The organism is Campylobacter sp. CS_NA3 (assembly GCF_027797495.1).
Classification (GTDB): domain Bacteria; phylum Campylobacterota; class Campylobacteria; order Campylobacterales; family Campylobacteraceae; genus Campylobacter_B.
On the sequence record NZ_CP115609.1, the window covers coordinates 932,207 to 957,037 of the forward strand.

At 36.2% G+C, this 24,831-nt stretch carries 31 protein-coding genes; 7 read left to right on the forward strand and 24 right to left on the reverse strand.

The genetic code is table 11. The features are described 5' to 3' along the window. The first annotated feature begins 1 nt into the window (after window position 1). Window positions 2-1,174: a cobalamin-independent methionine synthase II family protein gene (locus PF026_RS04630; RefSeq protein WP_270863972.1), complete on the forward strand. Its 1,173-nt coding sequence runs from the start codon at window positions 2-4 to the stop codon at window positions 1,172-1,174. Continuing rightward, window positions 1,164-1,616, forward strand: coding sequence for an OsmC family protein (locus tag PF026_RS04635; RefSeq protein ID WP_270863973.1), 453 nt, complete (start codon window positions 1,164-1,166; stop codon window positions 1,614-1,616). The genes PF026_RS04630 and PF026_RS04635 overlap by 11 nt, the downstream gene beginning before the upstream one ends. Here PF026_RS04635 and mrdA read toward each other — a convergent pair. The 18 genes from mrdA to PF026_RS04725 form a co-directional block, all read right to left on the reverse strand. After that, window positions 1,613-3,445, reverse strand: a complete 1,833-nt coding sequence (mrdA, locus tag PF026_RS04640) for a penicillin-binding protein 2 (protein WP_270863974.1) — start codon at window positions 3,443-3,445, stop codon at window positions 1,613-1,615. The genes PF026_RS04635 and mrdA overlap by 4 nt on opposite strands. After that, window positions 3,442-3,948, reverse strand: coding sequence for a hypothetical protein (locus PF026_RS04645; protein ID WP_270863975.1), 507 nt, complete (start codon window positions 3,946-3,948; stop codon window positions 3,442-3,444). The genes mrdA and PF026_RS04645 overlap by 4 nt, the downstream gene beginning before the upstream one ends. Continuing rightward, window positions 3,897-4,355 carry an N-acetyltransferase gene (locus PF026_RS04650; protein WP_270863976.1) on the reverse strand — a complete coding sequence of 153 codons (459 nt, stop codon included), beginning with the start codon at window positions 4,353-4,355 and terminating at the stop codon, window positions 3,897-3,899. The genes PF026_RS04645 and PF026_RS04650 overlap by 52 nt, the downstream gene beginning before the upstream one ends. Further along, complete coding sequence (yihA, locus tag PF026_RS04655; protein ID WP_373566991.1) at window positions 4,352-4,960, reverse strand: ribosome biogenesis GTP-binding protein YihA/YsxC; 609 nt, start codon at window positions 4,958-4,960, stop codon at window positions 4,352-4,354. The genes PF026_RS04650 and yihA overlap by 4 nt, the downstream gene beginning before the upstream one ends. Further along, the gene (gene lptA / locus PF026_RS04660) at window positions 4,957-5,457 is read right to left on the reverse strand and encodes a lipopolysaccharide transport periplasmic protein LptA (protein WP_270863977.1); all 501 of its coding nucleotides are present in this window, start codon (window positions 5,455-5,457) and stop codon (window positions 4,957-4,959) included. Before lptA ends, yihA begins: the two co-directional genes overlap by 4 nt. After that, window positions 5,421-5,954 (reverse strand): LPS export ABC transporter periplasmic protein LptC, encoded by a 534-nt coding sequence (locus PF026_RS04665; protein ID WP_270863978.1) that lies wholly within the window; start codon window positions 5,952-5,954, stop codon window positions 5,421-5,423. Before PF026_RS04665 ends, lptA begins: the two co-directional genes overlap by 37 nt. Then, window positions 5,945-6,433, reverse strand: a complete 489-nt coding sequence (locus PF026_RS04670) for a KdsC family phosphatase (RefSeq protein ID WP_270863979.1) — start codon at window positions 6,431-6,433, stop codon at window positions 5,945-5,947. The genes PF026_RS04665 and PF026_RS04670 overlap by 10 nt, the downstream gene beginning before the upstream one ends. Window positions 6,434-6,523: 90 nt before the next feature. Beyond that, window positions 6,524-6,757, reverse strand: coding sequence for a hypothetical protein (locus PF026_RS04675; protein WP_270863980.1), 234 nt, complete (start codon window positions 6,755-6,757; stop codon window positions 6,524-6,526). A 65-nt stretch (window positions 6,758-6,822) separates the two neighbouring features. Next, window positions 6,823-7,122 (reverse strand): hypothetical protein, encoded by a 300-nt coding sequence (locus tag PF026_RS04680; protein WP_270863981.1) that lies wholly within the window; start codon window positions 7,120-7,122, stop codon window positions 6,823-6,825. A 33-nt stretch (window positions 7,123-7,155) separates the two neighbouring features. Next, complete coding sequence (locus PF026_RS04685; protein WP_270863982.1) at window positions 7,156-7,773, reverse strand: PstS family phosphate ABC transporter substrate-binding protein; 618 nt, start codon at window positions 7,771-7,773, stop codon at window positions 7,156-7,158. A gap of 3 nt (window positions 7,774-7,776) precedes the next feature. Then, complete coding sequence (locus PF026_RS04690; protein ID WP_270863983.1) at window positions 7,777-7,914, reverse strand: hypothetical protein; 138 nt, start codon at window positions 7,912-7,914, stop codon at window positions 7,777-7,779. A gap of 8 nt (window positions 7,915-7,922) precedes the next feature. Continuing rightward, window positions 7,923-8,156 carry a hypothetical protein gene (locus PF026_RS04695; protein ID WP_270863984.1) on the reverse strand — a complete coding sequence of 78 codons (234 nt, stop codon included), beginning with the start codon at window positions 8,154-8,156 and terminating at the stop codon, window positions 7,923-7,925. A gap of 293 nt (window positions 8,157-8,449) precedes the next feature. Continuing rightward, window positions 8,450-9,022 (reverse strand): imidazoleglycerol-phosphate dehydratase HisB, encoded by a 573-nt coding sequence (hisB, locus tag PF026_RS04700; RefSeq protein ID WP_270863985.1) that lies wholly within the window; start codon window positions 9,020-9,022, stop codon window positions 8,450-8,452. Window positions 9,023-9,024: 2 nt separating this feature from the next. After that, window positions 9,025-9,774, reverse strand: coding sequence for a septal ring lytic transglycosylase RlpA family protein (locus PF026_RS04705; protein ID WP_270863986.1), 750 nt, complete (start codon window positions 9,772-9,774; stop codon window positions 9,025-9,027). Next, window positions 9,761-10,969: a lytic transglycosylase domain-containing protein gene (locus PF026_RS04710; protein WP_270863987.1), complete on the reverse strand. Its 1,209-nt coding sequence runs from the start codon at window positions 10,967-10,969 to the stop codon at window positions 9,761-9,763. The genes PF026_RS04705 and PF026_RS04710 overlap by 14 nt, the downstream gene beginning before the upstream one ends. 16 nt (window positions 10,970-10,985) lie before the next feature. Further along, window positions 10,986-11,768 carry a TatD family hydrolase gene (locus PF026_RS04715; RefSeq protein WP_270864033.1) on the reverse strand — a complete coding sequence of 261 codons (783 nt, stop codon included), beginning with the start codon at window positions 11,766-11,768 and terminating at the stop codon, window positions 10,986-10,988. A gap of 112 nt (window positions 11,769-11,880) precedes the next feature. Beyond that, complete coding sequence (locus PF026_RS04720) at window positions 11,881-13,401, reverse strand: AAA family ATPase (RefSeq protein ID WP_270863988.1); 1,521 nt, start codon at window positions 13,399-13,401, stop codon at window positions 11,881-11,883. After that, window positions 13,401-14,282 carry an NAD(+) kinase gene (locus PF026_RS04725; protein ID WP_270863989.1) on the reverse strand — a complete coding sequence of 294 codons (882 nt, stop codon included), beginning with the start codon at window positions 14,280-14,282 and terminating at the stop codon, window positions 13,401-13,403. Before PF026_RS04725 ends, PF026_RS04720 begins: the two co-directional genes overlap by 1 nt. 81 nt (window positions 14,283-14,363) lie before the next feature. Here PF026_RS04725 and aspS point away from each other — a divergent pair, with 81 nt between their 5' ends. The 5 genes from aspS to PF026_RS04750 are packed head-to-tail and all read left to right on the forward strand — an operon-like array spanning window position 14,364 to window position 17,881. Further along, window positions 14,364-16,118 carry an aspartate--tRNA ligase gene (gene aspS / locus PF026_RS04730; RefSeq protein WP_270863990.1) on the forward strand — a complete coding sequence of 585 codons (1,755 nt, stop codon included), beginning with the start codon at window positions 14,364-14,366 and terminating at the stop codon, window positions 16,116-16,118. Continuing rightward, the gene (locus PF026_RS04735; RefSeq protein ID WP_270863991.1) at window positions 16,115-16,696 is read left to right on the forward strand and encodes an adenylate kinase; all 582 of its coding nucleotides are present in this window, start codon (window positions 16,115-16,117) and stop codon (window positions 16,694-16,696) included. The genes aspS and PF026_RS04735 overlap by 4 nt, the downstream gene beginning before the upstream one ends. 16 nt (window positions 16,697-16,712) lie before the next feature. After that, window positions 16,713-16,853: a hypothetical protein gene (locus PF026_RS04740; RefSeq protein ID WP_270863992.1), complete on the forward strand. Its 141-nt coding sequence runs from the start codon at window positions 16,713-16,715 to the stop codon at window positions 16,851-16,853. A 29-nt stretch (window positions 16,854-16,882) separates the two neighbouring features. Beyond that, complete coding sequence (gene ppa, locus PF026_RS04745) at window positions 16,883-17,401, forward strand: inorganic diphosphatase (RefSeq protein ID WP_270863993.1); 519 nt, start codon at window positions 16,883-16,885, stop codon at window positions 17,399-17,401. 57 nt (window positions 17,402-17,458) lie between these two features. Next, entirely contained in the window at window positions 17,459-17,881 is a 423-nt protein-coding gene (locus PF026_RS04750) for a Sua5/YciO/YrdC/YwlC family protein (protein WP_270863994.1), read from the forward strand. A 268-nt stretch (window positions 17,882-18,149) separates the two neighbouring features. Here PF026_RS04750 and PF026_RS04755 read toward each other — a convergent pair whose 3' ends face one another. The 6 genes from PF026_RS04755 to tyrS are packed head-to-tail and all read right to left on the reverse strand — an operon-like array spanning window position 18,150 to window position 24,829. Next, window positions 18,150-18,584: a hypothetical protein gene (locus tag PF026_RS04755; RefSeq protein ID WP_270863995.1), complete on the reverse strand. Its 435-nt coding sequence runs from the start codon at window positions 18,582-18,584 to the stop codon at window positions 18,150-18,152. Beyond that, complete coding sequence (locus tag PF026_RS04760) at window positions 18,577-18,984, reverse strand: hypothetical protein (RefSeq protein ID WP_270863996.1); 408 nt, start codon at window positions 18,982-18,984, stop codon at window positions 18,577-18,579. The genes PF026_RS04755 and PF026_RS04760 overlap by 8 nt, the downstream gene beginning before the upstream one ends. Beyond that, a complete protein-coding gene (mnmC, locus tag PF026_RS04765; protein ID WP_270863997.1) occupies window positions 18,981-20,867 on the reverse strand; it encodes a bifunctional tRNA (5-methylaminomethyl-2-thiouridine)(34)-methyltransferase MnmD/FAD-dependent 5-carboxymethylaminomethyl-2-thiouridine(34) oxidoreductase MnmC in 1,887 nt (628 codons plus the stop codon). Before mnmC ends, PF026_RS04760 begins: the two co-directional genes overlap by 4 nt. Before the next feature lie 2 nt (window positions 20,868-20,869). Then, window positions 20,870-22,537 carry an N-acetylmuramoyl-L-alanine amidase gene (locus tag PF026_RS04770; protein WP_270863998.1) on the reverse strand — a complete coding sequence of 556 codons (1,668 nt, stop codon included), beginning with the start codon at window positions 22,535-22,537 and terminating at the stop codon, window positions 20,870-20,872. Then, window positions 22,521-23,612 carry a nitronate monooxygenase gene (locus PF026_RS04775; protein ID WP_270863999.1) on the reverse strand — a complete coding sequence of 364 codons (1,092 nt, stop codon included), beginning with the start codon at window positions 23,610-23,612 and terminating at the stop codon, window positions 22,521-22,523. Before PF026_RS04775 ends, PF026_RS04770 begins: the two co-directional genes overlap by 17 nt. A gap of 11 nt (window positions 23,613-23,623) precedes the next feature. Then, on the reverse strand, window positions 23,624-24,829 hold the full coding sequence (tyrS, locus tag PF026_RS04780; RefSeq protein WP_270864000.1) for a tyrosine--tRNA ligase: 1,206 nt from the start codon (window positions 24,827-24,829) through the stop codon (window positions 23,624-23,626). Window positions 24,830-24,831: the final 2 nt, after the last annotated feature.

The window sequence follows — 24,831 nt, forward strand, 5'->3', positions numbered from 1 at the left end:
AATGAAAGCTTTTTCAACTTCGCTAATGGGGTCAATGCCACGCTCACAAGAGCTTTTAATGGCGAGAAAAAGGCTAATTTTAGGCAAAATCTCACAAAGCGAAGTTGATAATATTTTGCAAAAAGAGACCCAAAATTTAGTTCGTTTGCAAGAAAAATTTGACATCGATTTTATCACAAGCGGTGAGCTTGATAGGGATAATTACCTTTCATTTGTAAGCGAAAAAATAGCTGGTGCAAAGCTAATGAGTATGAGCGAAATGCTTGATTTTATACCACAAAAACAGCGTTTTGAAGATATGCTTGAAATTTTAGATGTCCCTGCTCTTGCCATTAAAAACGCTGTTTGTGTCGGCAAAGTAAAACGAAAAAGCCCACTTGTGCTTGATGAAATGAAAATACTAAAAAATCTCACAAATCGCCCTTTAAAAGCCACTTTGCCAGGCATTTATCTGCTAACTCGCTCAATGTGGCTTGGCGAACTCTCATCGCATTTTTATGACGATAAAGAAAGCCTAAGTAGCGATGTTTTGGAAATTTTAAAAGCCGAAATCGATGATTTGGCTGAATTTGGTGTTGATTTGGTGCAGTTTGACGAGCCTGTGCTAACCGAAATTCTCTTTTCAAAAGAGCAGACAAGATCGTTTATGTGCGCTGCACTTAGTGAGAAAAAAAACTATGACGAAGAACTAGAATTTGCTTCAAATTTGATAGAAAACTTAATAAAATATGCAAAAAGCAAAAATATCAAAACAGCTTTGCATGTTTGCAGGGGAAATTGGAGCAAGGATGAAAGTATTTTACTAAAAGGCTCTTATGACGGGCTTTTAAAGCTTTTTGAAAAATCAGGCTGTGAAATTTTTATGCTTGAATTTGCAACACCAAGAGCTGGGGAAATCCAAACGCTTTTTAAAAATGAATTTATGCGAAATCACGCTACTATCGGACTTGGCGTGATAAATCCTAGAAATGATAAAATCGAAAGCGTAGATGAAATCGTGCAAAGGGCAGAAAATTTGCTTAAATTTATCCCTAAAGATCGCATTTTGCTAAATCCTGATTGTGGTTTTGCTACATTTGCAAATAGACCTTTAAATTCTTACGAGATAATTTCGGCAAAGCTAAATGCACTAAATAACGCTAAAATCGCACTTAGAGAAAAATATGGAATTTGAAAAATTTAATGCTAAATACCGAGCCGTTTTGCGAGAAAACAAAATCAAGCTTTTTACGCCAAATGATGAGATAATAATATCAAATCAGATAAATTTTGATATAAAAAGCACGGAAAAAAGTTCGCTTGATTATTTCGCAAGTAGCCTTTTAGGTGGAGTTTTGGCTGGAATTTATGAATTTGCAAAATTCAAAAAAATCGCCATTTTAGAAATGGAGGCCAAGATTAAATTTGAAATTTCAAATTCGCTAACCCTTTTAAATGTCATCGGCTATGATGATAGCCCAAAAATCGAGCTTTGCGAGATAAAAATTTACATTTCAAGCGATATGAGCGATGATGAATTTAGCAAATTTACAAACGAAGCATTAAAGCGAAATTTGATATATCAAAATTTGCAAAATTCACTAAATTTAAAGATTAAATTCGAACAAATAATTTAATTATCTTTTCTTTTATGCACTTTTTTATCCGATTTTTCCGTAGGTTCGGGGATTTTTATGTAACCAAGCTCAACAAGTTTTTCATAAATTTGCTTTACTTTTGGACCGGCTGCACTTCCGCCGCCGCCGCCATGCTCGACTAGCACGGTTACTGCATATTGCGGATTTTCATAAGGTCCAAATGTCGTCATCCATGCGTGTGAGCGTTGATAATACTCCATATCGGCTTCCTTCATGCGAGTTTTTTCCGTTTGCGAAATTCCTACGACCTGAGCCGTGCCTGTTTTAGCAGCAATCGGCACAACGATACCTTGCAAAACCTTTGTTGCAGTGCCTTTTTCGTGATTTGCAACTTCAAACATAGCCTTTCTTATCATCGGTAGTTGCGACATTTCTGTCGGCGTAAAAAGCTCTTTTGGAGCAAATTCGATTTTTTCACCTTCGATACTTTTTAAAAAATGTGGCGTTAAGCCTTTTCCGGAAGCTAGTTCGGCTGTGTGTTTTGCCATTTGCATAGGTGTTATTAGTATATCGCCTTGCCCTATGGAAGCATTTACGGTTTCGCCTTGATACCACGGGCGCTTAAATTTTTGCATTTTCCATGCTTTATTTGGCACGGTGCCTACAAATTCGTTCGGCAAATCGACATTTGTTTTGCGACCAAAGCCCATTCTATCAAGATAACTCGCCATATAATCAATGCCTACAATCAAACTTCCTTCATAAAAATAGACATCGCAACTCTCTCTTATGGCGTCGTTTAAATCCACTTTGCCATGCCCCCAGCCTTTCCAACAACGAAATTTCCGACCGCCAAGCTCCATTACGCCGCTACAATGCGGTGCCCATTTTTCATTTATTTTGCCTGAATTTATAAATGACATGCCAATCGCCATTTTTATAACTGAACCGGGCGGATAAAGCCCATTTACAAGCTTATTTGTAAATGGGTGGCTCAAATCGTTTATAAGCTCGTTCCAATTTTCAGCACTAATGCCCGTTACAAACTGATTTAAATCATATTCAGGAAAGCTTCCTGCCGCTAGTATCGCTCCGTCTTTTATGTCCATGACTATGGCGACACCTGCGTCGTTTTTGAAAATTTCTCGCAAATACTCTTGCATTTGCATATCAATCGTAAGGGCTATATCGCTACTACTTGGCGGCACAAATGAAATTTCTTCGACGACTTTATTTAGGGCTGTAACTTTTGTTTTCCGCTCACCGATACTGCCTTGTAATAGCTCGTTATAGTAGCCTTCAACGCCGCTTCTGCCGACATAACCAGTCAAACGCGACATATAGTTTTTTTCTATATCTTTCGAATTTGCACGACCCACATAGCCGATGACATGCGAAGCAAGGGAATTTTGCGGATAAAGCCTTTGCGAGCTTGGCTCGATTTTTAATTTATCTCTTAAATTTAGTGTGGCGAAGTGTTTTACCGTTTCGTTATAATCCAAAAATTCGACAACTTTTATAAAATTTTGATTGTAAGGCGAATTTTGTTTTTGATAATCTTTTTTTATCTGCGTAGCATTTAGTTCTGAAAAAATTTCCGTTAAAACTGAAATTTCTTCTTCTAATTCGCTATCAATTTTTAGATGTGGAGCAAGCCAAATCGAAAATCCAAGCCTATTTATGGCTAATGGTGTGCCTTTGGTATCTAAAATTTGCCCCCTGACAGGAGCGATGAGTTCGCTTTTTACTACATTTTGTTCGGCGATTTCTTCGTAATATTCATTTGATTTGATAGAAAGATAGTAAATTCGCACCAAAAGCATAGCCCAAAATATGAGAATAAATGAAAAAACCAATTTTAATCTCATACCAATCTTCCCCTAAAAATAAGAAGTCCGATTAAAATTTCAATAAAAATATACCAAAGATATTCGCTTCCAAAAACCAAATATCCGCTTTTTTTGACATACGAAATAGCATTGCTAACCAAAAAAGTCCCCGCATAACCGATAACAACATAAAGTGCGATGAGCAAATTTCTAAATTTAATAAATTTGATCGAAATTTCAAATATAAAAAGATAAAAAATGATAAATGTAACGGCGATTGAAAATAGATGAAATCCGTGAATTTGCTCAGCTATAAAAAGATAAAGTATGCCTATATACCACATTGCGCCGTAGCTTTTGAATTTGTTTTCATTTTCAAATCTTAGCACGATTTGATGAAGAAAAAATAGCCCTATTAGCGGCGGTAATTTTTGATTCATCGAAGTTAAAATCAGATAAATAAACAAACACGCTATCAAAAAAGCATTTGTTATAGCGTATAGATTACTGCGATTTCGTTGCATACCGGAAATTTTTTGCATTTTATACAATCTGCCCAAATTTTCTGAGCCGGAAGCTCTTCTTTTGAAATTTCTTTAAAGCCCAATTTCTCAAAAAAACCTTTTTGATAAGTTAGAGCAAAAACCTGCTTTAAGCCATAAAATTTGGCTTCTTTGATAAGTTCTTCTACTATTTTTGCGCCAATTCCTTGCTTACGAAAATTCGGCGATACAACCAAACTTCGCACTTCGGCTAAATTCGCATTAAAAATTTTCAAAGACGCAAAACCTGCTAGTTCTCCGTCACGAAAAGCAAGAGTATAAGAACGAATATTTGTCGCAATCTCTTCGTCGCTTCTTGGCAAAAGCACCCCGCTTTCGACCTCATCTTTTACTAAATTTTGCATACTTTCAATATCGCAAAGTCTAGCTTTTTTTAACTCTATCATAAACCAAAAACCCCTTTTATAATGCTTTGTCTAGCGTTTTCTATGCCAAAATTTTTTGAAACTGAGATAAATTTTGCTTCGTTATCAAATTTTAAAACTTTGGCTTTTTCGCTTTGATTTAATTTATCACTTTTTGTGTAAAATTTGATGATTTTTTGATCGTTTCGCAAAAAACTTTTTAGATAATCTTGCAAATTCAAATCGATTTGTAAATCAAACTGGCGAGAGTCGATTAAATGCACAAAAAGCTTTATATTTCTGCGTTCTTTAATAAATTCGTCCAAATTTTTTTGCCAAATTCCGTGCATTTTTTTTGAAACTTTTGCATAGCCAAAACCGGGCAAATCAACAAAAATAAGCGAAAATTTTTCACTATTTTCGCCCAAATTCTCAATAAATTCGGCTTCGAAAAAATTTACAAGTTGCGTTTTTCCGGGCGTTGAGCTTGATTTTGCTAAGCTTTTTTGACCAACAAGAGCGTTTATAAAGCTACTTTTTCCGACATTGCTCCGCCCTAAAAAGGCAACTTCACTTTTGCCAAAATCAGGGCTATCGCTAAGCCCACTAGCAGAAGTGATAAATTTAGCCCCACAAACCTTTATCACTTATTATCCTCGACTTGAAAAATCAAACGAATCGGCTTTTTCTCTGCACCTGAGCCACTTTTTACTTCGTAAGTGCCTTTTGTGCGATTTACGATAATCTTATCGCCATAAACTTGTTTTTTTGTTTCAGTTTCATGTAAATATGCGTTATTTTCAAGGGTGTAAATTTCGCTTTCTGGCGTATAAGTTAGCATTCCGCCTTTGCCGTCGTAGTGTTTGCCGTTTAGCAAAATTTTAAAATTTGCATTTCCTGTGGCTGTGTATTTTGTAGGCTGTCTATTTTTATCAAAAGTTATAGTTAGTTTATCCGATTTTAGCGTATCGTAACTTCCTTTTTTTATCGTAACATTACCGCTTAAATGGCTAATTTGCTTCACTTCATCGGCAAAAAATTCATCTGCCATAACTTCGACTTGCTCACCTGCACTCAAATTTAGTGCAAAAACCGCCAAAAAGGCAGTTAATTTGTAGAATTTTGATCTTTTATCTGATACCATGCGTGAATTCCTTTTGCGTTTGTCTGCTTTTTATTAATATCATAAACAATGCTTTTTCCGCCAACCCTATCTTCGCCTTGCCACATAACAAACGGCACATTGCTTGAAACGATTTTTTTCTTTGTATTGTAAATTATTTCCTGTGAAGTATAGTTTATATTGTCGCTATTTTGGTAGTTTGCGTCGCCTTTAAAGGTCAAAATATCGCCCTTTCTGATAGCCGTTTTTGAACTAAGAGTATGATTTAAATCGACTTCTAAGTGAGTTCCGTTAAAATCCCTGAATTCGTCATAATTTTTATACCTAGTTCCGCTTTTAGCTGTGATTTGCAAATTTATTTTTTCTCCTATTTCATAATCATTTATGCCAATCATCTCCATATTTGCAATTGTATTATCTTTTTTAAAAGCTTCCGTTAAATAGGGATCTTGAAGACTTAAAAACACCATTGCCACGCTAAAAATGGCGATTGCCACATAAAAAATTTTTATAACCACTTGCTATTCCAAACTTCTCTCATATCGTTTTTATCGACTAAATATTCGATCATTTCTCGCACAGCGCCTTCTCCGCCGTTTAAATTTAGCGTAATGTCGGCTTTAAGCGAAGCAAGAGCGTTTTTTGGCTTGAAACTCACACCAACTGCTTTTAAAAGTTTTGCATCGTTTAAATCATCGCCGATCGCAGCAGCTTGAGAAAATCTAAGCCCAAGTTCATCTAAAATTTCAGTTGCTTTGGCGAGTTTGTCTTTTACGCCTTGAAAAACAATATCGATTTTCAGCTCTTTTGCCCTATTTGCGACGATTTGTGAGGTTTTGCCTGTGATTATGGCGACTTTTTTGCCGCATCTTTGCCACTCTTGAATCCCAAAGCCGTCTTTGACATTAAATTTTTTCATCTCTTCGCCGCTGTTTGAGTGATACAAACCACCGTCGCTCAAACAACCATCGACATCTAAAAATATAATCTCTATCATAATTTTCTCGCTTATCTAAATTTGATGATTTTAGCGAATTTTGGCTGAATTTAACGAATTTTATAAATTTAAAGCAAATTTACATGATTTTTATAAATTTTTTGCGATATATGGAATTAACGATAAAACGCTAAAAATAACAGCTCCGATGATATATTTTCTTGTCTGTTTTTTTGTTGCTGTGATTAAAAATTTCGCTTCATCGTCATCTCGTTTGCCAAGACGAATCAAATCAGAAGTGCCGTGAAATGTCATAATTATAAAATAAATAGCGATAATTGGACAAACTAAAACCGAAAAAAAAGAAAAAAAAGAGCCTTCCATTTTAAAAACCTTATTATTAAAATCCTACAATTTTAGCTAAATTTAGATAAAAATTTTAGAATTTATTATTTTATCCCAACATATCCGCTTTGCTCGATGATTTCTTGACCTTGTGGGCCCAAAATCCACTCTAAAATTTTAGCGATATTTTCGTTTTTATTATTTTTATCATACACAGCATAAATTTCGCCTATTATTGGATACGAGCGGTTTTTGATATTTTCTTTGTTTGGATACACGCCGTTTAGGCTTAGCATTTTGATTTTGCCGTTTGCGACGAGAGTTTCGACATAGTAGCGAAACGAAAAGCCAATGGCTGAGCCAAAAAATCCAAGCGTGTTTCGCTTCATTTTTTCATCTTTCATAAACGCCGCCATCGCACTTTGCGAACCGCTGCCTTAGTTTCGTTGCACAGCGTCAATGTATAAATTTACCCCGCCTACTTGCGACCATTTTGTGATTTTTCCGCTATAAATTTCCTTGATTTGAGTGGTGCTTAAATTTGATACAGGATTATCATTACGGACGATAAAAACAAAGGCTTCAAGTCCGATTGGCACGAATTCTAAATCCACGCCATTTTCTTTGGCGTATTGTAGTTGCGAATTTGAGGGCTTTGCGACAAAAATCAAATCTGCTTTCTTATCAACAACAGCCTTGTAGGCTCCACGAGTGTTTGTGTATTTTAGTCTGCTTTTTTCGGTAAAATTTTTGCCGTCAAATTCCACGCTACTAGCCGGATATACTGCACCCACAAAAGCCGAAAACACAGGAAAAAGTGCCGCCGCTCCGTCGATGACGGGCAAGTCGCCTTGTAAATTTAAGTCCGCTTTTGTTTTGTAAATTTGCGAATTTTCATCAAATGGCAAAAATTTGCTAACTTCGATTGATTTTGCCTGCATTTCGGGGTTCGTGGAGTTTTTGTAGCGTTTAGTAATTCCGTGATAAAATGCTAAATCAAACACCAAAAACGCAAAAATCAGCGAAATGATTGTTAAAATTTGAGATTTTTTCACGGCTTATTTCCCATTTGCGATATACGAGATAATCGAACATTTGCTTTGCAAATCAAAAGTATAAGCAACTAATCCAGCCACGCTAAATGCCCAAATAACGCAGATTATAAGAATAATTTTATAAAATTTTTCATCGTTCATAAATTCTCCTACATTTTAGCACCAGATAGGGACATTAAAATAAAAAGAGCCATATAAGGCAATGAGCAAACAAAAATAACAATCGCAATAGAAAGCACAATATAAAGTGCTGTTTTTTCAAATTCGGAGCAATTTTTAGTTTGAATTTTTGTCTTTAATTTGCGGTTAAGAAAAACAATAATGGCAAGCAACAAAACAGGAGTGCCAACGAAAATCGCTAAACCTAAAATATCTTCAAACATATCCTAACCCTTGTTAATCATACTTTGATAATTGTCTATAAATTACTCTACATATAAAAAAGTGGCATTTGTAGTATAAAATGAGTGATATACCAATCGATAGTAATAACAAAACAAATAAATGTCACTATGAATAATGTTCTAGCAGATTTTTTACGCTCAGCGTAAATAGAATCTTCCTTATCTAGCGTTTTTAACTTTTTAAATCGCCTTACGCACTCAATCGTCAATGCGATAGTAAAAAATATCGGAATTCCTAGCCAAAAAGTAGTTAAAATTAATAAATCCATACGCTACAACACGCCTTTTGTGCTTGGAGTTCCTGTGCGTGAGTTTTTAGTAACTGCTCGTCTAAATGCAACGGCAAATGCCTTAAATGTGGCTTCTGCTATGTGATGAGCGTTGTCTCCACGCAAATTTATGAGATGAAGCGTGATATTTGCATTAAATGCAAGGGCTCTGAAAAACTCAGCGATTAACTCAGCGTCAAATTCGCCGATTTTACCGGTTTTTAAACCTTCATAAACTAGATATGCTCGGTTTGAGAGATCCAAAGCACAGCTAGTCGCCGCTTCGTCCATGACAACCACGCTATCGCCGTATCTCTCGACATTTTGAATCGGATAAATCGCTTCTTTTATAGCTTCACCCAGCACGATACCGCAGTCTTCGACGCTGTGGTGAAAATCCACTTCCAAATCGCCCTTGCAAACGAGTTTTATATCCATTAATGAGTGCTTGCACAAAGCCGTTAGCATGTGGTCGAAAAAGCCAATGCCTGTGTTAATCTCAGCCTTGCCTGAGCCGTAAATTTCAAGCTCCAAGCTAATATCAGTTTCTTTTGTAGTTCTTTTTTTGCTTATCATTTTTATTCCCTTACGATAAATGCGCCGCTAAACGGACCGCCCTGAGCGAAATCTCTGGCTTCGTCTTCGCTTTTAAATCCACTTAAAAATACTCTAAAAATCGGTTCTCCGTCAAGCTCAAACTCTTTTACGATAGTTCGGTAACCGGAAGTATTATCAAATTCGCTCTTATACGAATTTGCACCATTTGCGTTTCTAAACGCACCGATTTGCACCATAAAATTTCCGCCGATCACTGTCGCCTTTGGCGAATTTTTTGCTATCATCTCTCCGCTAAATCCGACAACTTCGAGCTTAACAGGAGCTGTTCCGTTAGCATAAACGCTAAGTTTTTGTGCTGCTGTTTTGCTCAGGTCGATTATGCGACCGCTTACAAAAGGACCACGATCATTTATGCGAACTACGGCATTTTCGCCGGTGTTTGTGTTCGTTACTTTTACCATAGTATTCATAGGAAAGGTCTTGTGAGCAGCAGTCATAGCATGCATGTCATATCTTTCGCCGTTGCTAGTTTTTTTGCCGTGAAAATTCGGACCATACCAACTCGCAATGCCTTTTTGTGTATCACCTACGCTAACATGCTCAGGATAATATGTCTTGCCGTTTATGGTATAAGGTCGCATGGTAGCGGGAGTTTTTGAACCACTTGGCTTTGTAGTGGGCGTTTTATGCGAAGTGCTTTTATGCGAACAGCCGCTAATGCCAAAAATCAAAAAAAGTGCCAAAAAAATGCTAAATTTATGGTATGTCAATGTTATCTCCGACTACAATCTTACCGTCTTTTATATCGTTTATAGCAACCAAATCATTTATATTTACAGAAAACATTTTTGAAATTCCTGCAAGCGTGTCGCCGTTTTGGACGATATATTTTTTTGTGCTTAAAAGTCTGTCGGCTCCTTGCGGAATTTTGATTTTTTGATTTACTAAAATTTTATCGCTTTTTAATTTATTTGCTACCTTTAAATCTTTTACGCTAACTCCCCATTTTTGAGCTATGACTTTTAAATTTTCATTAGCCGCAACCAAGTGTGTTTGATAATTTTCTCCGCTAACGCCAAATTTATCATCTTTTTTATTTTTATAGTTTGCAACAAAAAGATTTAGCTTGTTTTCAGGGATATAAAAATGATATTTCCCATTTAACGGGGCTGAGCCATTTTTGATATGAGCGTTATAGTTTGACATTTCATTAGCAGAAATACCGATTGATTTAGCCACGCTTGATAGTTTTGTTCCGGGCGCTACAAAAATTTGCTTAAAACCCAATGGCTTGTTTTTAAAATCTAGTGTAGCTCTAATATCGCTACTTGTGGCAATATAAGAGTATCTTATGATTTTTTTAATAAAACCGCTTGTTTCTTTTGGTAAATTTCCACTACTCATCAAAGCTTCCAAATCATCGCTCCCTGTTTTTGCGATAGCCTTTTTTAACCTTCCTTCGCCACAATTATACGCCATAAGTGCTAAATACCATTTTCCCATATTTTTCTTTAAAAATGTCAAATATGCAAACGCAGCTTCCGTTGAAGCTTTTAGGTCTCTTCGCTCATCGACATAATTATCGATTCGAAGTCCAAAATTTCTTGCAGTAACCGGCATAAACTGCCAAACTCCCGCCGCTTTTGCGCCAGAAGTTGCTTTATTTGATAGTTTTGATTCAACCATAGCAAGATAGAGCAAAAACTCCGGTGCTCCGATTTCTTCAAGCTCATTTTTTATAAGATATGCGGTGCGGGATTTTGTTTTGATAATATTTCTAAAAAGATCTCTGTCATGTTGCGGAATTCCTTTGTAAATCGAATAAACAAGCAGTTTGTTTGGTGCCGTATTTTCGATACCAAAGTCTTCCATGAGCTTTTCGTGATTTATAGTGGTTATAGTCGGCTTTGCAAACGCAAAACAGGCAGTTAAAATCACAAAAAGCAAATATCTTAAACTTTGCAAATTTTCTCCTTAAAAATTATAACGAAAACAACCTAGAAGCATTGTCAGTCGTAATCTGCTCGACTTTTGAGATTTCTAAATTCAAAAGATTCGCGACTTTTTCCACGACAAACTTTGTGTAGCTTGGCTCGTTCCTTTTTCCCCTAAAAGGCTCAGGCGTGAGATACGGCGCATCGGTTTCGATTAAGAGTTTTTCAAGCGGAATCTCAGGCAAAATTTCGACCAAATTTTTAGCATTTTTAAATGTTAAAACGCCACCGATTCCGAAATAAAAACCACAATCTTTTAAACTAAGAAGCAACCTGCTTGCATTGTAACAATGAAGCACCCCGCCTACCAACTTATCACTATTAGCTTTTAAAATTTCAAAGCTATCTTCGTTTGCATCTCTAATATGGACGATTAGCGGTTTTTGCAGTTTTGCCGCTAAATTTATCTGAGCTAAAAAAACTTCCTTTTGAAGCCTTTTGTTTTGCTCTCTTTCATCGTCGCTTTCAAAATCACTTTTAAGTCTATAATAATCTAATCCGCACTCGCCTACCGCAACGCACTTTTCGTCGTTTGCAAAAGTCTGCAAAATGCTTAAATCAAAATCGTTACAATGATACGGATGAACGCCGACGGCAAAGTAGATATTTTCGTTTGCATGAGCTAAATTTCTAGCTTTTTGCAAATCATTTATATCCGCACCCGGGATTATGATTTTGCTAACTCCGTTTGCCTTAGCTCTATCTAAAACTTCGCTAAAATCGCCATCGTAACTATCATCGTCAAGATGACAATGCGTATCTATAATCATCAAACTCTTTCCAAAAAAAATTTAAATCCGACAAGACAAAAATTTCCTTTTTCCAAGACATATTATTTTATCAAAAAAATTTCTTTACAAGCTTAAATGAAAAAAATATATACTAGCAGACTAATTTTTTAGCGAATTCTAGGGCTTCTTTTGTTATAACTTCACCGCTTATCATACGGGCTAATTCATTGATTTTCTCATCTTTTCTTAAATTTGTAACATACGAAACACCTTCGCTTTTGCTGACCAAAAAGTGAGTATGGGCTTTGGAGCTAAGCTGCGGCTGATGAGAGATAGCAAAAATTTGATAAAATTTTGAAATTTTTTGCAAAACAACGGCGATACTCATCGCCTCTTTTCCGCTTAAATTTGAATCAATTTCATCTAGTATCAAAACGCCGCTTCCGCAACCTGAAATATCTAAATTCGCCGCTATAAAGGCAAGGCGGAGACGATTTATCTCGCCGGAGCTTAAATTTTTAAACTCGGTTTCATTGATGCTTACAAAAACTTCATCGCTTCCGTTTTCATCGGTATTTTTTTCTTTGAAATTTAAAATTACATTATTCATATAAAGTTGCGACAAATACGAATTTATCGAATTTTCAAGCAAATTTGCCACGCTTTTTCGTTTCTTTGAAATAAAATTTGAACTTTTTAAGATTTCATCTTGCAAATTTGCAAATTTGCTTTGTAAATCCCGCTTTTCAAAGCTAATTTTTTCATAGTGTTCTAGCTCATTTTTGCGAATTTGCAAAATTTTAAGAGCCTCTTCAATGCTTCCGTATCGCCTATTTAAGCCACTTAATGCTTCGATTCTATCCAAAATTTGCTCTATGTCGATCTCGTCAAGTTCGTCCAAATTTAAGCTTTCTTTTTTAAGCCTAAGTTCGTTCATACAATCTTCAAAAAAACCGCTATCAAATCCGCTTAAATTTAAAGCCTCACTTACGCTTTTTTCCAACTCAAAAATTCGCTCTGCTCTATCCCAAAGCTCGATAATCTTATCTTTTTTGCTAAGCTTTTTTTTGATTTCTATAAGTTCGTCGTATTCGCCAAGTTTAGGCGAAATAGATGAAATTTTATCGATTTCAAATTTAGCAAATTCTTTAAGCTCTTCGATTTTACTTTCTTCTTCTTCGATTTTTTTAAGTTCTTTTAAAACTCTTGAAAATTCGGCAAATTTTGCCCTAAAATTTGATAAAAATTCTCTAAATTCAGGCTCGTTTTTGCAAACTAAAATATCTAGTAAATTTAATAAATTCTCGCTACCAAGCTCATCTGCGTTTTTAGCACCTAAAAATTTTATATATGAACCCACTGCCAAATTTAGATTTTTCTTTGAAATCATCTGCGAATTTACAAAATACCTTGCCGATTTTTCCTTCAAAACTCGAAAATTGTTTGGCTCTTCATTTTCTATGCCAAATTCATCAAGATCAAATTTATGCCCGACATCGGCTTCGACCACATTTGCTTCGCTTTCGCACAGCCCAAACACTGCTAAAATCGCACTCATTAGCACTGATTTTCCAGCCCCGCTAATGCCCGTAAAAACATTTAAACCGCCTGAAAAAACCAGCTCACTCTCTTTAAAGCCGATTAAATTTTTAATGTAAATTCGCTCTATCATTAGGCGTTTTGCCCCCAGCCAAGCTTTTCTTTTAAAATATCGAAATAATCAGCCTTTGCATTGCGAATTAACGAAATTCTAGTTTTATTTATGCCTACACTCACGCTTTTAAATTCGCTCATATCAAAAGCGTCTTGTCCGTCGATAACTATGCTAACTTCCGAACCACCGCTATTTTTAAAGCTCACCATGCAATCTTTTGGCAAAATCAAAGGTCGTTGCGAAAGGCTATGCGAACAAATCGGCGTCAAACAAAAAACATCACAAAGCGGATAAACGATAGAACCGCCCGAGCTCATATTATACGCTGTCGAACCCACAGGCGAACTTACCAAAACGCCGTCGCCAAAGTATGTATTAAAATATTTTCTATTTAAAAACGCGTCGATTTTTGCCATTGAAGAAGTTAGGCTTCTAGTGATAACAACATCGTTAAATGCGACTTTTTTGATAACTTTTCCGTTTTTATTTTCAAGCACGACATCTAAAATTATCGGTTTTTGAATTTCATAATTTCCGCCCAAAAAATCGTCCATAAATTTAGCAAATTCATCTAACTTCGTGTCGGTTAAAAAACCCAAAGTACCTGCATGAACGCCCAAAATAAAAGCATTTTTAAGTGCTAGTGTTCTTGCTGTGCTAATTAGCGTGCCATCTCCGCCAAGGCTGATAAAAACATTTGTGTTTTCTAATATTTCTTTAAATTCGACACCTTTTAAGCCAAAAAATTCGGCACTGCTTTTTTCAACCAGCAAATTTATATTTTTTTTCTTTAAAATTTTAACGATTTTTTCGATTTGCGGTGCGATTTCTTCGCTTTTTTTAGCAACTAATCCGATAGTGTTTAAATTTAGATGAATTTTGTTATTTTGATTTTCCATTTTGGTATTTTATAAAAAATTAGCTTTGTAAAAGCAAAATTTAAATATAATATCAAGTTTTATATTTTTTAAGGAGAAAATTTGCGAAGTCATTATTGCACTGATTTAGGTAAAAACGACATCGGAAAGGAAGTTAGCGTTTGTGGTTGGGTAAATTCTTATCGCGATCACGGCGGTGTTGTTTTTATAGATTTAAGAGATAAAACAGGTCTAATTCAGCTTGTTTGCGACCCAAAAGATAGTAAAAATGCTTACGAAGTTGCAAACGAAGCTAGAAACGAATTTGTTCTAAGAGCAAAAGGTAAAGTTAGAGCCAGAGGCGAAGGTTTGGTAAATCCAAAGCTTAAAACAGGCGAAATCGAAATCGTCGTGGAAAATTTGAGCATAGAAAATCCAAGTGAGCCGTTGCCGTTTGTCATCGGCGATAAAAGCGTAAATGAAGAAATCAAACTAAAATATCGCTTTTTGGATTTACGCACAAACGAAAACTACGAGCGATTTAAACTTCGCTCAAAAGCAGCCATTGCGGCACGAAATGCACTCGATGAGCTTGGTTTTATCGAAGTTGAAACTCCGATTTTAACACGCGCTACACCGGAAGGCGCAAGGGATTATTTGGTTCCTAGCAGGGTTTATCCTGGAAGTTTTTACGCGCTTCCGCAAAGCCCACAGCTTTTCAAACAGCTTTTAATGTGTTCAGGATTTGATAGATATTTTCAAATCGCAAAATGTTTTAGAGATGAAGATTTGCGAGCAGATCGCCAACCTGAATTTACTCAAATCGATGTCGAGATGAGCTTTTGCGAACAAGAAGATGTTATAAATGTCGGCGAAAAAGTGCTTAAAGACATTTTTAGCGCATGTGGTCATGAGATCAAAACGCCGTTTCGCCGTATGGAATACAAAGAAGCCATGGAGCTTTATGGCAGCGACAAGCCTGATTTGCGTTTTGAAATGCCGTTAATCGATGTTGCCGACATTTTTGAAAAATCAAACAACGAAATGTTTGCAAATTTGGGTAGCGATAAAAAGAAAAATCGCGTAAAAGCACTTGTCGTCAAAGGCGGAGATAAAATTTTTAGCAAACGACAAATGCAAGGCTTTGAAGAATTTGTTCGCAAATTTGGCGCTCAGGGACTAGCATTTATCCAAGTCAAAGAAGAAGGACTAAAAGGACCTTTGGTTAAATTCTTTGCCGAAAATGAAATCAACGAACTTGTAAACCGTTGTGATTTAGCTGTCGGCGATGTTGTGTTTTTCGGCGCCGGAAAGAAAAAAATCGTGCTTGATTATATGGGACGATTTAGAATTTTCCTTGCAAACGAGCTAAATTTGATAGATGAAAACAAATTTGAGTTTTTATGGGTTGTAAATTTCCCAATGTTCGAACAAAACGACGACGGAAGCTACTCTGCTATGCACCACCCATTTACTATGCCAAATAACCCTGACGAAGCAGACATCGAAGATATAACTTCTATCGCTTATGATGTCGTGCTAAACGGCGTTGAGCTAGGCGGCGGAAGTATCAGAATTCATAAGTCTCAAATTCAAGAAAAAGTTTTCAAACTGCTTAAAATCGAACCTGACGAGCAAAGAGAAAAATTTGGCTTCTTGCTTGATGCGCTTAGCTTTGGTGCTCCACCACACGGTGGTATCGCTATCGGCTTTGATAGACTTATGATGCTAGTAACCAAATCAAGTAGCATTAGAGATGTCATCGCTTTCCCTAAAACGCAACGAGCGCAATGCCCTATGACAAAAGCTCCTAGCGAAGTAAGCCATGATCAACTACAAGAATTAGGTCTAAGAATAAATTTAAAGGATAAAAAATGAAAAATCTATTTTTAATCATCGGAGCGCCGGGCAGCGGTAAAACCACCGACGCAAACATAATCGCGCAAAATAACGAAAGTATCGCCCACTACTCAACAGGCGATTTGCTTCGTGCAGAAGTCGCAAGCGGAAGCGAACTAGGTGCTAAAATCGATAGCTTTATCTCAAAAGGAAATCTCGTTCCACTTGAAATCGTAGTGGGAGCTATAACTTCTGCGATAAAAAATTCGCCAAAAGATTTTATCATCATCGACGGATACCCAAGAAGCGTAGAGCAAATGAGTAAATTTGATGAAGTTTTAAAGGACGAAGATGAAATAGAGCTTTCAGCAGTCATCGAAGTCGCCGTTAGCGAAAATACCGCAAAAGAGCGCGTTTTGGGTCGCGCAAGGGGTGCTGATGATAACGAAGAAGTTTTTTACAATCGTATGAAAGTTTTTAACGAACCAATCGGCGCAATCCGCGAATTTTACGGCAACAAGGGTATTTTTTACTCAGTCGATGGCGAACGCACAATCGAAGAAATCGTTGCCGATATGAACGAAATAATTGCGAAAAAAATCGCAAATGAAGAGTAGAATTTAGGAAATTTCTGTGAAAACTATTTTTAAATTTCTCGCCGTTTTTGCCGTTTTGATTTTTTTCAGCGGTTGCGAAGCGAAAAAATCAGTTAATGCAAGTGCCAGTAACGGCGGCGGTGGAGTTTTCACGGGATTTTCCATAAATGCGTGGTAAATTTACAAATTTAATAAAAAGGACAAAAAATGGATATTAGTAAAATCAAAGCAGGTTTAAACCCTGATAAAATCAACGCTGTAATCGAAATCCCTTACGGCTCAAACATAAAATATGAAATCGACAAAGAAAGCGGTGCAGTGTGTGTCGATCGCGTGATGTATTCGGCGATGTTTTACCCTGCAAACTACGGCTTTGTGCCAAATACACTAGCAGATGATGGCGATCCAGCAGACATTTTGGTACTAAATGAATACCCACTTCAAGCAGGTTCAGTTATCCCATGCCGCTTAATCGGCGTTTTGGTTATGGAAGATGAGAGCGGAATGGACGAAAAACTCCTAGCTGTGCCGATTAGCAAAATCGACCCTAGATATGAAAATATCAAATCTCTAAGCGATTTGCCAAAAATCACCCTTGATAGAATCAAAAATTTCTTTGAAACTTACAAAGCGTTGGAGCCGGGTAAATGGGTGAAAGTTAAGGATTATGCTGATGCGAAAAAAGCAGAAGAAATCCTAAAAAAAGCGATTAAAAACTACAAATAAATTTGCAAATTTGGCGTGAATTTAAACAAATTTACGCCAAAATTCAGGCTTTTTAAGATGATTTTTTTAGCTCAAACAGATACTACCGCTGGATTTTTAAGCAAGGATTTTACCGAACTTAACAAGGCAAAAGGAAGAGCTGTTGATACGCCGTGCGTAATAACGCTAAGTAAATTTAGTGAGTTAAAAAATTTTGTGCGAGTCCCAAATTCGCATAAAAATTTGGTAAGAAGAGCTAAAAAAACTACGATTTTGTATCCAAATTCCCTTGCCGTGCGTGTCGTAAAAGACTGCGAACACTCAAAATTCCTTGATGAATTTGGATTTATGTATTCGACTTCTGCAAACCTGCACGGCAAAAATTTTGACCTTGAAGTTGCAAAAAATATCGCAGACATTGTCGTCGATGATAAATTTAGCGAAAAAATTCCGTCAAAAATTTTAAAAATTTCGAAAAGTAAAATCAAAAAAATTAGGTAAGTTTTACAGATTTTTTAAAAAAATTTACTTCGTAAATGTTTTGATTGATTGTTTTAGAAATTTAAATACTGGCGATTGCGAGAAATTGAGCCAATTTGCCTTAATTTACCAACAAAATATTCAAGACAGAGTGGGCGTAGTAAAGTGCAAATTTAGGAAATTTCAAACGAAGTTACCTGTGTTTGGTAATGAGTGCAGAAATTGCCTAAATTTGCACTTTAATCCGTTCGGTATGGGGAATTAAAAGCTAAGTTGATTTTAACTTCAATCAAACTATCACGGCAAAGCCAAATGAGAAAAATAAAGCCATCAACGCGCAAATTCCCCCAAACTCAAAGGCGTTTTCGGCGATAGTGCCAAAATACAACGCACTTGCGAAAAATCCGCCACAAAATGCAACAAAAACCATAAGAAATCTTGCTAAATTTGCACCAAAAAATGCAAATTTGTAAATTGAAATTATTAAGATAAATGAAAATAAAAACCACAAAACGGCAGAAATTTGGCTTTGAAATTTAAGTTCGTTTGTCAAATTTAGCAAATTTAAAACTAAACAAACAATCCAAAAAATGGTGATAAATTTAAAAATTCCGCCCGAATTTTGCGAATTTGAGATATTGTTAAAATTTTCATCTTGCAAATTTTGCTCGTTTTGTGAATTTTTTGGCTCTTTTTTAGGGCGAAATTTAAAAACCTTAACCATTTTCTTCGACTTTTTGCTCTAAATTTTCATCTTTAAAATTCGGCGCAGTATCGTCATCGCTATCGTTTGTAAATTTTTTATGTTTAATTTGCAAATAAATGACAAAAGCCACAAACAAAATCGCGCTAAGCCCGATATAATAGCGATTTTTAAAAAGCAAAATTCCATCAATCAATCCTGCGATCAAAGCCACAAAAACGGCACTTAAAAACGGAAATCTAACAACTTTTTTCTCAAAAATCGCCAAAATCACAATCAAAATAACAAAAATCGCCGTCGTTATAATGCCAAGTAATAGCTTGATTTCGCGAAATAAATTTGGATTTACATTTGCCAAAATCAACAAGGCAAAACCAAAAATCGCAAAAATCACCAACAGCCATAAAATTATTTTTCTCATTTTACTAGCCCTTTTTTGAGTTTTCGTATCAAAAATCTATTTGGATTTAGCTCATTTGCCACGCTTTTTACCACGCAAAGCGGACGATTTAAAATATAATCACACAAAAGCTCAGCCCCTAAAATCGCCGTTGTTAGCCCACGCGAACCATGCGCTGTTGTGATATATAAATTCGGTAGATATTTTGGGCGTAAATTTGAAAGCTTATTTTTCGTCCAAGGCAAACTTTTAAAATCCCTTATAAATTCATTTTCGCTTACAAAAGCCCCTATTAGCGGAAATCTGTCGCCACTATATGAGCGATAACCGACATTTGAAGCGATGATTTTTGGTTTTTTGCTAAAAAATTCGCTAATACTTTCTAAATTTCGCAAATCATCTTCCTTGCGAGGACCATCGTGGTATAAAAGCCTATCGTAAGTCGCCCCGATGAGTTGGCGATTTTTAATCGCAGGGCATATATAGCCACGCGCCGAAAGTGGAATTTTGGTTTTCACGCACGGCTTTAAAAGCGTGGTCTGACCACGCACGGAGCTAATTTGCACGAATTTATTAAGATTTGTTTTTGGATTTTGCCCTTTGCCAAAAAGTTCTTCGCTATGGCTACCACAAGAAAAAATCAAAATGTCGCAAAAGTCGGTTTTTTCGCCTTTTGGTGTAGAAAATTTTACTTCATATTTTTCGTTTTTTCTTGTAAAATTTATAAATTCGTGCGAAAATAAAATCTCAAATTTTTTTGATAAAAATTTACAAATTTTCTTTGGTCTTGCCAATGCGCCATTTTTGATAAAAATATAGTCATAAGGCTCGTTTTTAGCGCATTTTTGGCAAAATTCAAAAATCTTACTTTTTGCGTTTTTATAGCGATTTTCTAATTCATCATCGTATGCAAATTCTTTCACACCACCAAATTTGATTAGTTTTTTTGGAATAAATTTTTTATAAAATTGATATGCTTGTAAAAACGCGCAGATGTGCATTTCGCCCAGTTTTACGCCGTCTTTTGTGATGAGCGGTTCAGCCACACCACAGAAATTACTACTTCCGTTTGTGGCGACTTCGCCCTGCTTTTCTGCGATTTTAACGCGAAATCCAAGTTTTTTTAGTTTTGTTGCCGCCACAAGTCCTGCAATACCTGCTCCCACAATCAAAACGCTTGTCTTTTTTGGCGATTTTAGCGAAGTTTTAGGGCGAGAAAAATGGCTATTTTTTATAAATTCATCATTTTTGATTTTTTTTGCTCGTATCATTTCTCGTTTTTTGCCAAAGCCTTGCACCTTTTCTACTTTAAAACCTGCCGTTTCAAGGGCATTTGCAACGCTTGTAGCACTACTATAAGTTGCGATTTTTGCTCCAATTTTGCTTAAATTTGCGATTTTTAGGATAATTTCATCGCTCCACATTTCGGGGTTTTTGCTAGGCGAAAAGCCGTCTAAGAACCACACATCAGCGTCAAATTCAAGCTCACCCAAAATCTCGCTAACATCGCCGACACACAAATCCAAAATAATATTTTTGCTAAAATTTATGCGATTTATGCCGTGGATTAAATTTTGTGGATATTTTTTAACTAGTCTTTGCCAAATCCCGTCAAATTCGCCAAATTTGGCGTAAATTTCTTTGAGTTCTGATTTTGAAAAAGGATACTTTTCGATACTGACAAAGTGCAGTTTTTTACCACTTTTTGCAAATTTTTTGCAAAGCGTTAAAAAATTTCGCCCTATGCCAAAGCCTGTTTCAGCTACGATAAATTCGTCATTGCTATCCCAAATTTCATTTAAAGCACTAGCAAAAACAAACTCACTCTCTCCAACAGGACTATCAGAATTAAAATAAAAATCGTCAAATTTCTCGCTATAAAGCGTATTATTTTTGTAAATCATATCTATTTATTTTTATGAAAATACGCATCTACGCCGTTTGCAATGCCATTTGCAAGTGCGTTTTGATACTCATTTTTGCCTAGCAGTTTGCCTTCATCAGGGTGGCTTATATATCCAAGCTCGATTAAAACGGCAGGCATTGTCGCACCCACTAAAACCCAAAACGGCGCTTCTCTAACGCCACCGTCTTTGGACTTGAATTTACTTTGCACAGAGTTAAGAATATAGCCCTGAATATCGATAGCAAGTTTATTTGAAGCAATTATTTTTTCGCGATTTAAAAAATTTAAAAATGTCTCTTGCGAAAATTCGTTCATATCTTCTAAATCGCCCTTATTTTCAAGAGCGGCAGCATTTTTTGAACGCTCGCTTCTAGCAGGACTTAGAAAAAAGGTTTCCACGCCGCTAAAATTCGGTGCTTGTTTTTTATTTGGCGCAGCGTTTGTATGAATAGAAATAAACATATCGGCATTTTTCTTGTTTGCAAATGCCGTGCGAGATTTTAAATTTATAAATGTATCGTTTGAGCGCGTATAATGCACCTTATATCCTCGTTTTTTAAGCAACTCGCCAAGCTTTTTTGCCGTATTTAAAACAATCGTTTTTTCTTTTAATCCGTTGCCAAGAGCGCCCGGATCTTTGCCGCCGTGACCTGGATCAATCACGATAATTTTACCTTTTGTGGAGTTATACTTTGTGCTTGTCGTGGTTGCCGAACTCGGCGTCCTTGAAATCGGCGTAGGAGCGGAAGCTGTTTTTTTACTATCGTTTTGCGAATTCGCTTTGTCGGTTTTTTTCTCAGAATTTGCGATTTTTTGAGTGTTTTGAACGACTTTAATGGTTAAAATATTTTTATCAAAACCTAAATTTGTACTAAATTTTTCTACTGAGCTTAACACCACTCGAACACTTTTTAAATCTCTTTGTGCAATCCTAATTTCATCAACCAAAATTCCATTAAAAAGCTTATTTTTGGAGTTTTGCACCCCGTCAAAATCAATCACGAAGCGATAGCGTTCACTGTTTTGTAAAACAAAATTTTTAAATTCTTTTGGCGCAATTTCTCTGTTAAATTCAAGTATTAGCTCATTTTGAGATACTTGTGCCGAATTTAGCGATAGTTTTGCTGTTTTTGGATCTAGTTTTTTAGCTACCTTTATCTCTTTTGGATTTTGCGAATTTGCTATCGTTGGTTGGGAATTTAAATTTGAATTTTGCGAATTCATCGCCGTTGGTTGCGAATTTTGCGAATTCGAATTTGAATTTTGTGGTTTTAACTTTTCTAGCTCATTACTAGAATTCTTTGGTGAATTTAGTGCAACATTTTGTGAATTTTTAGTGCTATTTTCCTTTTTTGTAAGGGTTAAATTCGCAGGATAATCATACTCCCCACCGAGCCTTTTTAGCTCACTTTCATAACTATTTGCATTATAATCAAGCGCTTTTGAACTAAAAATCAGCCTTTTTAGCGCATCTATGCGATACTCTTTTTGAGAACTTGTCGAAGTGCGAAGATAGACATTTTTTAATTCATTGTGCAAATTTTGTTGTTCTTGTAAATTTGCACTTTTAAATGTTTTGTCGAATTTGGTAAAAAATTCATCATATTCACCGGCGTGCAAACAAATCGCACATAAAAAAATGAGTAAAAATTTAACTATTTTCGCCATTTACCAATTTTTTAATCAAATCCTTAACGGAAATTATCTCTTTTAGCTTGTAGCCGTTTGCGCCTGTGAAAAATAGCCCCGTTTCTTTGACGCCGTGATACGCATCGGCTAAGCGATCGGCAATACAATACCCTACTTCTTTTGCGCCTTTGCCCCGTTCGCACGGACTTACGCAGTTGCTAACGCACTGAATTTTTGGTCCTTCTTTTTTAGCAACCAAATTTATCAAATTTGTTCTAATTCCACGAGCCGGGTAACCAACGGGCGATTTTAAAAGCTCGATTGTCTCTTTTGTCGAATTTAAAATAACTTCTTTAAAACCATCAGCCGCGTCGCACTCAAAAGTGCCGATAAATCTAGTTCCCATTTGAACGCCGTCAGCGCCCAAACTCATGGCTCTATCTATGTCATCTTTATCCCAAATTCCGCCCGCTGCGATTAACGGAAAATCGCCCCACGCTTTGATTTCTTCTTTTACTTGCGGAATTAGTTTTTCTAGTTGATACTCTGGGTCAGTGCATTGCTCGTAAGTAAATCCTTGATGACCGCCGCTTAATGGCCCTTCTAAAACAACAGCATCGGGCAAACGATCGTATCTTTGCGTCCAGCGTTTGCAGATGATTTTTAGCGCTTTTGCCGATGAAACTATCGGCACAAGTGCGACATCTTTAAAATTTGCCGTAAATTCAGGCAAATTTGTAGGAAGCCCTGCTCCACTTACGATAATGTTAATCCCTGCTTCACAAGCATCTTTGACAACTCTTGCATAATCACTCGCCGCATACATAATATTTACACCCAAAGGCAAATCGCCACAAATTTTTCTAGCATTTTCGATAACTGCTGTTAGACCTGCTTTTGAGTAAAAATTATCACTTCCAAAAGGCTTAGAATTTATCTCTTTTGTGATATGTGCTCTATTTTCATAATATCCCGTTCCAACGGAGCTTACGATGCCAAGACAACCATTTAAGCTAACGCTTCCTGCTAATTTATCCCAGCTAATACCAAGACCCATTCCGCCTTGAAATATCGGATATTTGATCTCGTACTTGCCAATTTTTAAGCTTTGCATTTTATTCCTTTTTACTCTACAATAAGTTTTGCAAATTTTTTCTTACCGACTTGTAAAACATATTCGCCCGAACTTAGTTGAAGCTGCTCGTCTGTTACTTTATTTTGATCTAGGCTAACGGCATTTGATTTTATTAGGCGTCTAGCTTCCGAGCTAGATGGCGCTAGTTTGCAAGACATAATCGCTTTTACAATCCAAGCAGGAGAGCCGATTTTAAATTCAGGAATTTCGGTAGGAAGCTCGTTATTTGAATGCACTTTATCAAATTCTTCTTTTGCTTTTAGTGAAATTTCTTCACTATAAAATCTAGTAACAATCTCCATTGCCAAAGCTTCTTTTGCTGCTTTTGGGTGAATTGTGCCGTCTTCGACAAAATTTTTGATTAGAGCCAATTCTTCGTTTGAATTATTGCTTAATAGATTATACCAATCCCACATCAAATCATCGCTAATACTCATAATCTTGCCATACATATCATTTGGCTCGTCGGTTACGCCAATATAGTTATTTAGGCTTTTACTCATTTTATTTACGCCGTCAGTCCCAACAAGAAGCGGCATCATAACGACGGCTTGTTCTTTGCCGACACCATAAGTGCGTTGAAGTTGGCGACCCATAAGAAGATTAAATTTTTGATCTGTTCCGCCAAATTCGATGTCAGATTTCATACAAACACTATCGTAACCTTGCAAAAGAGGATACAAAAATTCACTAATGCTAATTGGTTGTTCATTTCTAAATCGTTTTGTAAAATCATCTCTTTCTAGCATTCTAGCGACATTGTAGGTGCTAGCAAGCTCTATCATGCCAGCTGCTCCAAGGCGATTTGACCACTCTGAGTTAAACATAACTACGGTTCTATCTTTATCTAAAATTTTAAAAACTTGTTCTTGATAAGTTTTAGCATTTTTTAGCACAGTTGCGTGATCTAGTTTTTTTCTAGTTTCGCTCTTACCGCTTGGATCTCCGATTTGAGCTGTAAAATCACCGATTAGAAACTGCACTATCGCTCCGTGTTTTTGTAAAAAAGCAAGTTTGTTTAAAACAACAGTGTGCCCTAAATGCAAATCCGGTGCAGTTGGATCAAGCCCAATTTTAATATGATAATTTTGTTTTTTATCGTAATAATTTTTTATAAGAGCTTCGATTTGCTCTTCACCGATAATTTCGGCAACGCCTCTTTTAAAATTCTCCATAATCTCTTTTATGTCAGCCATTT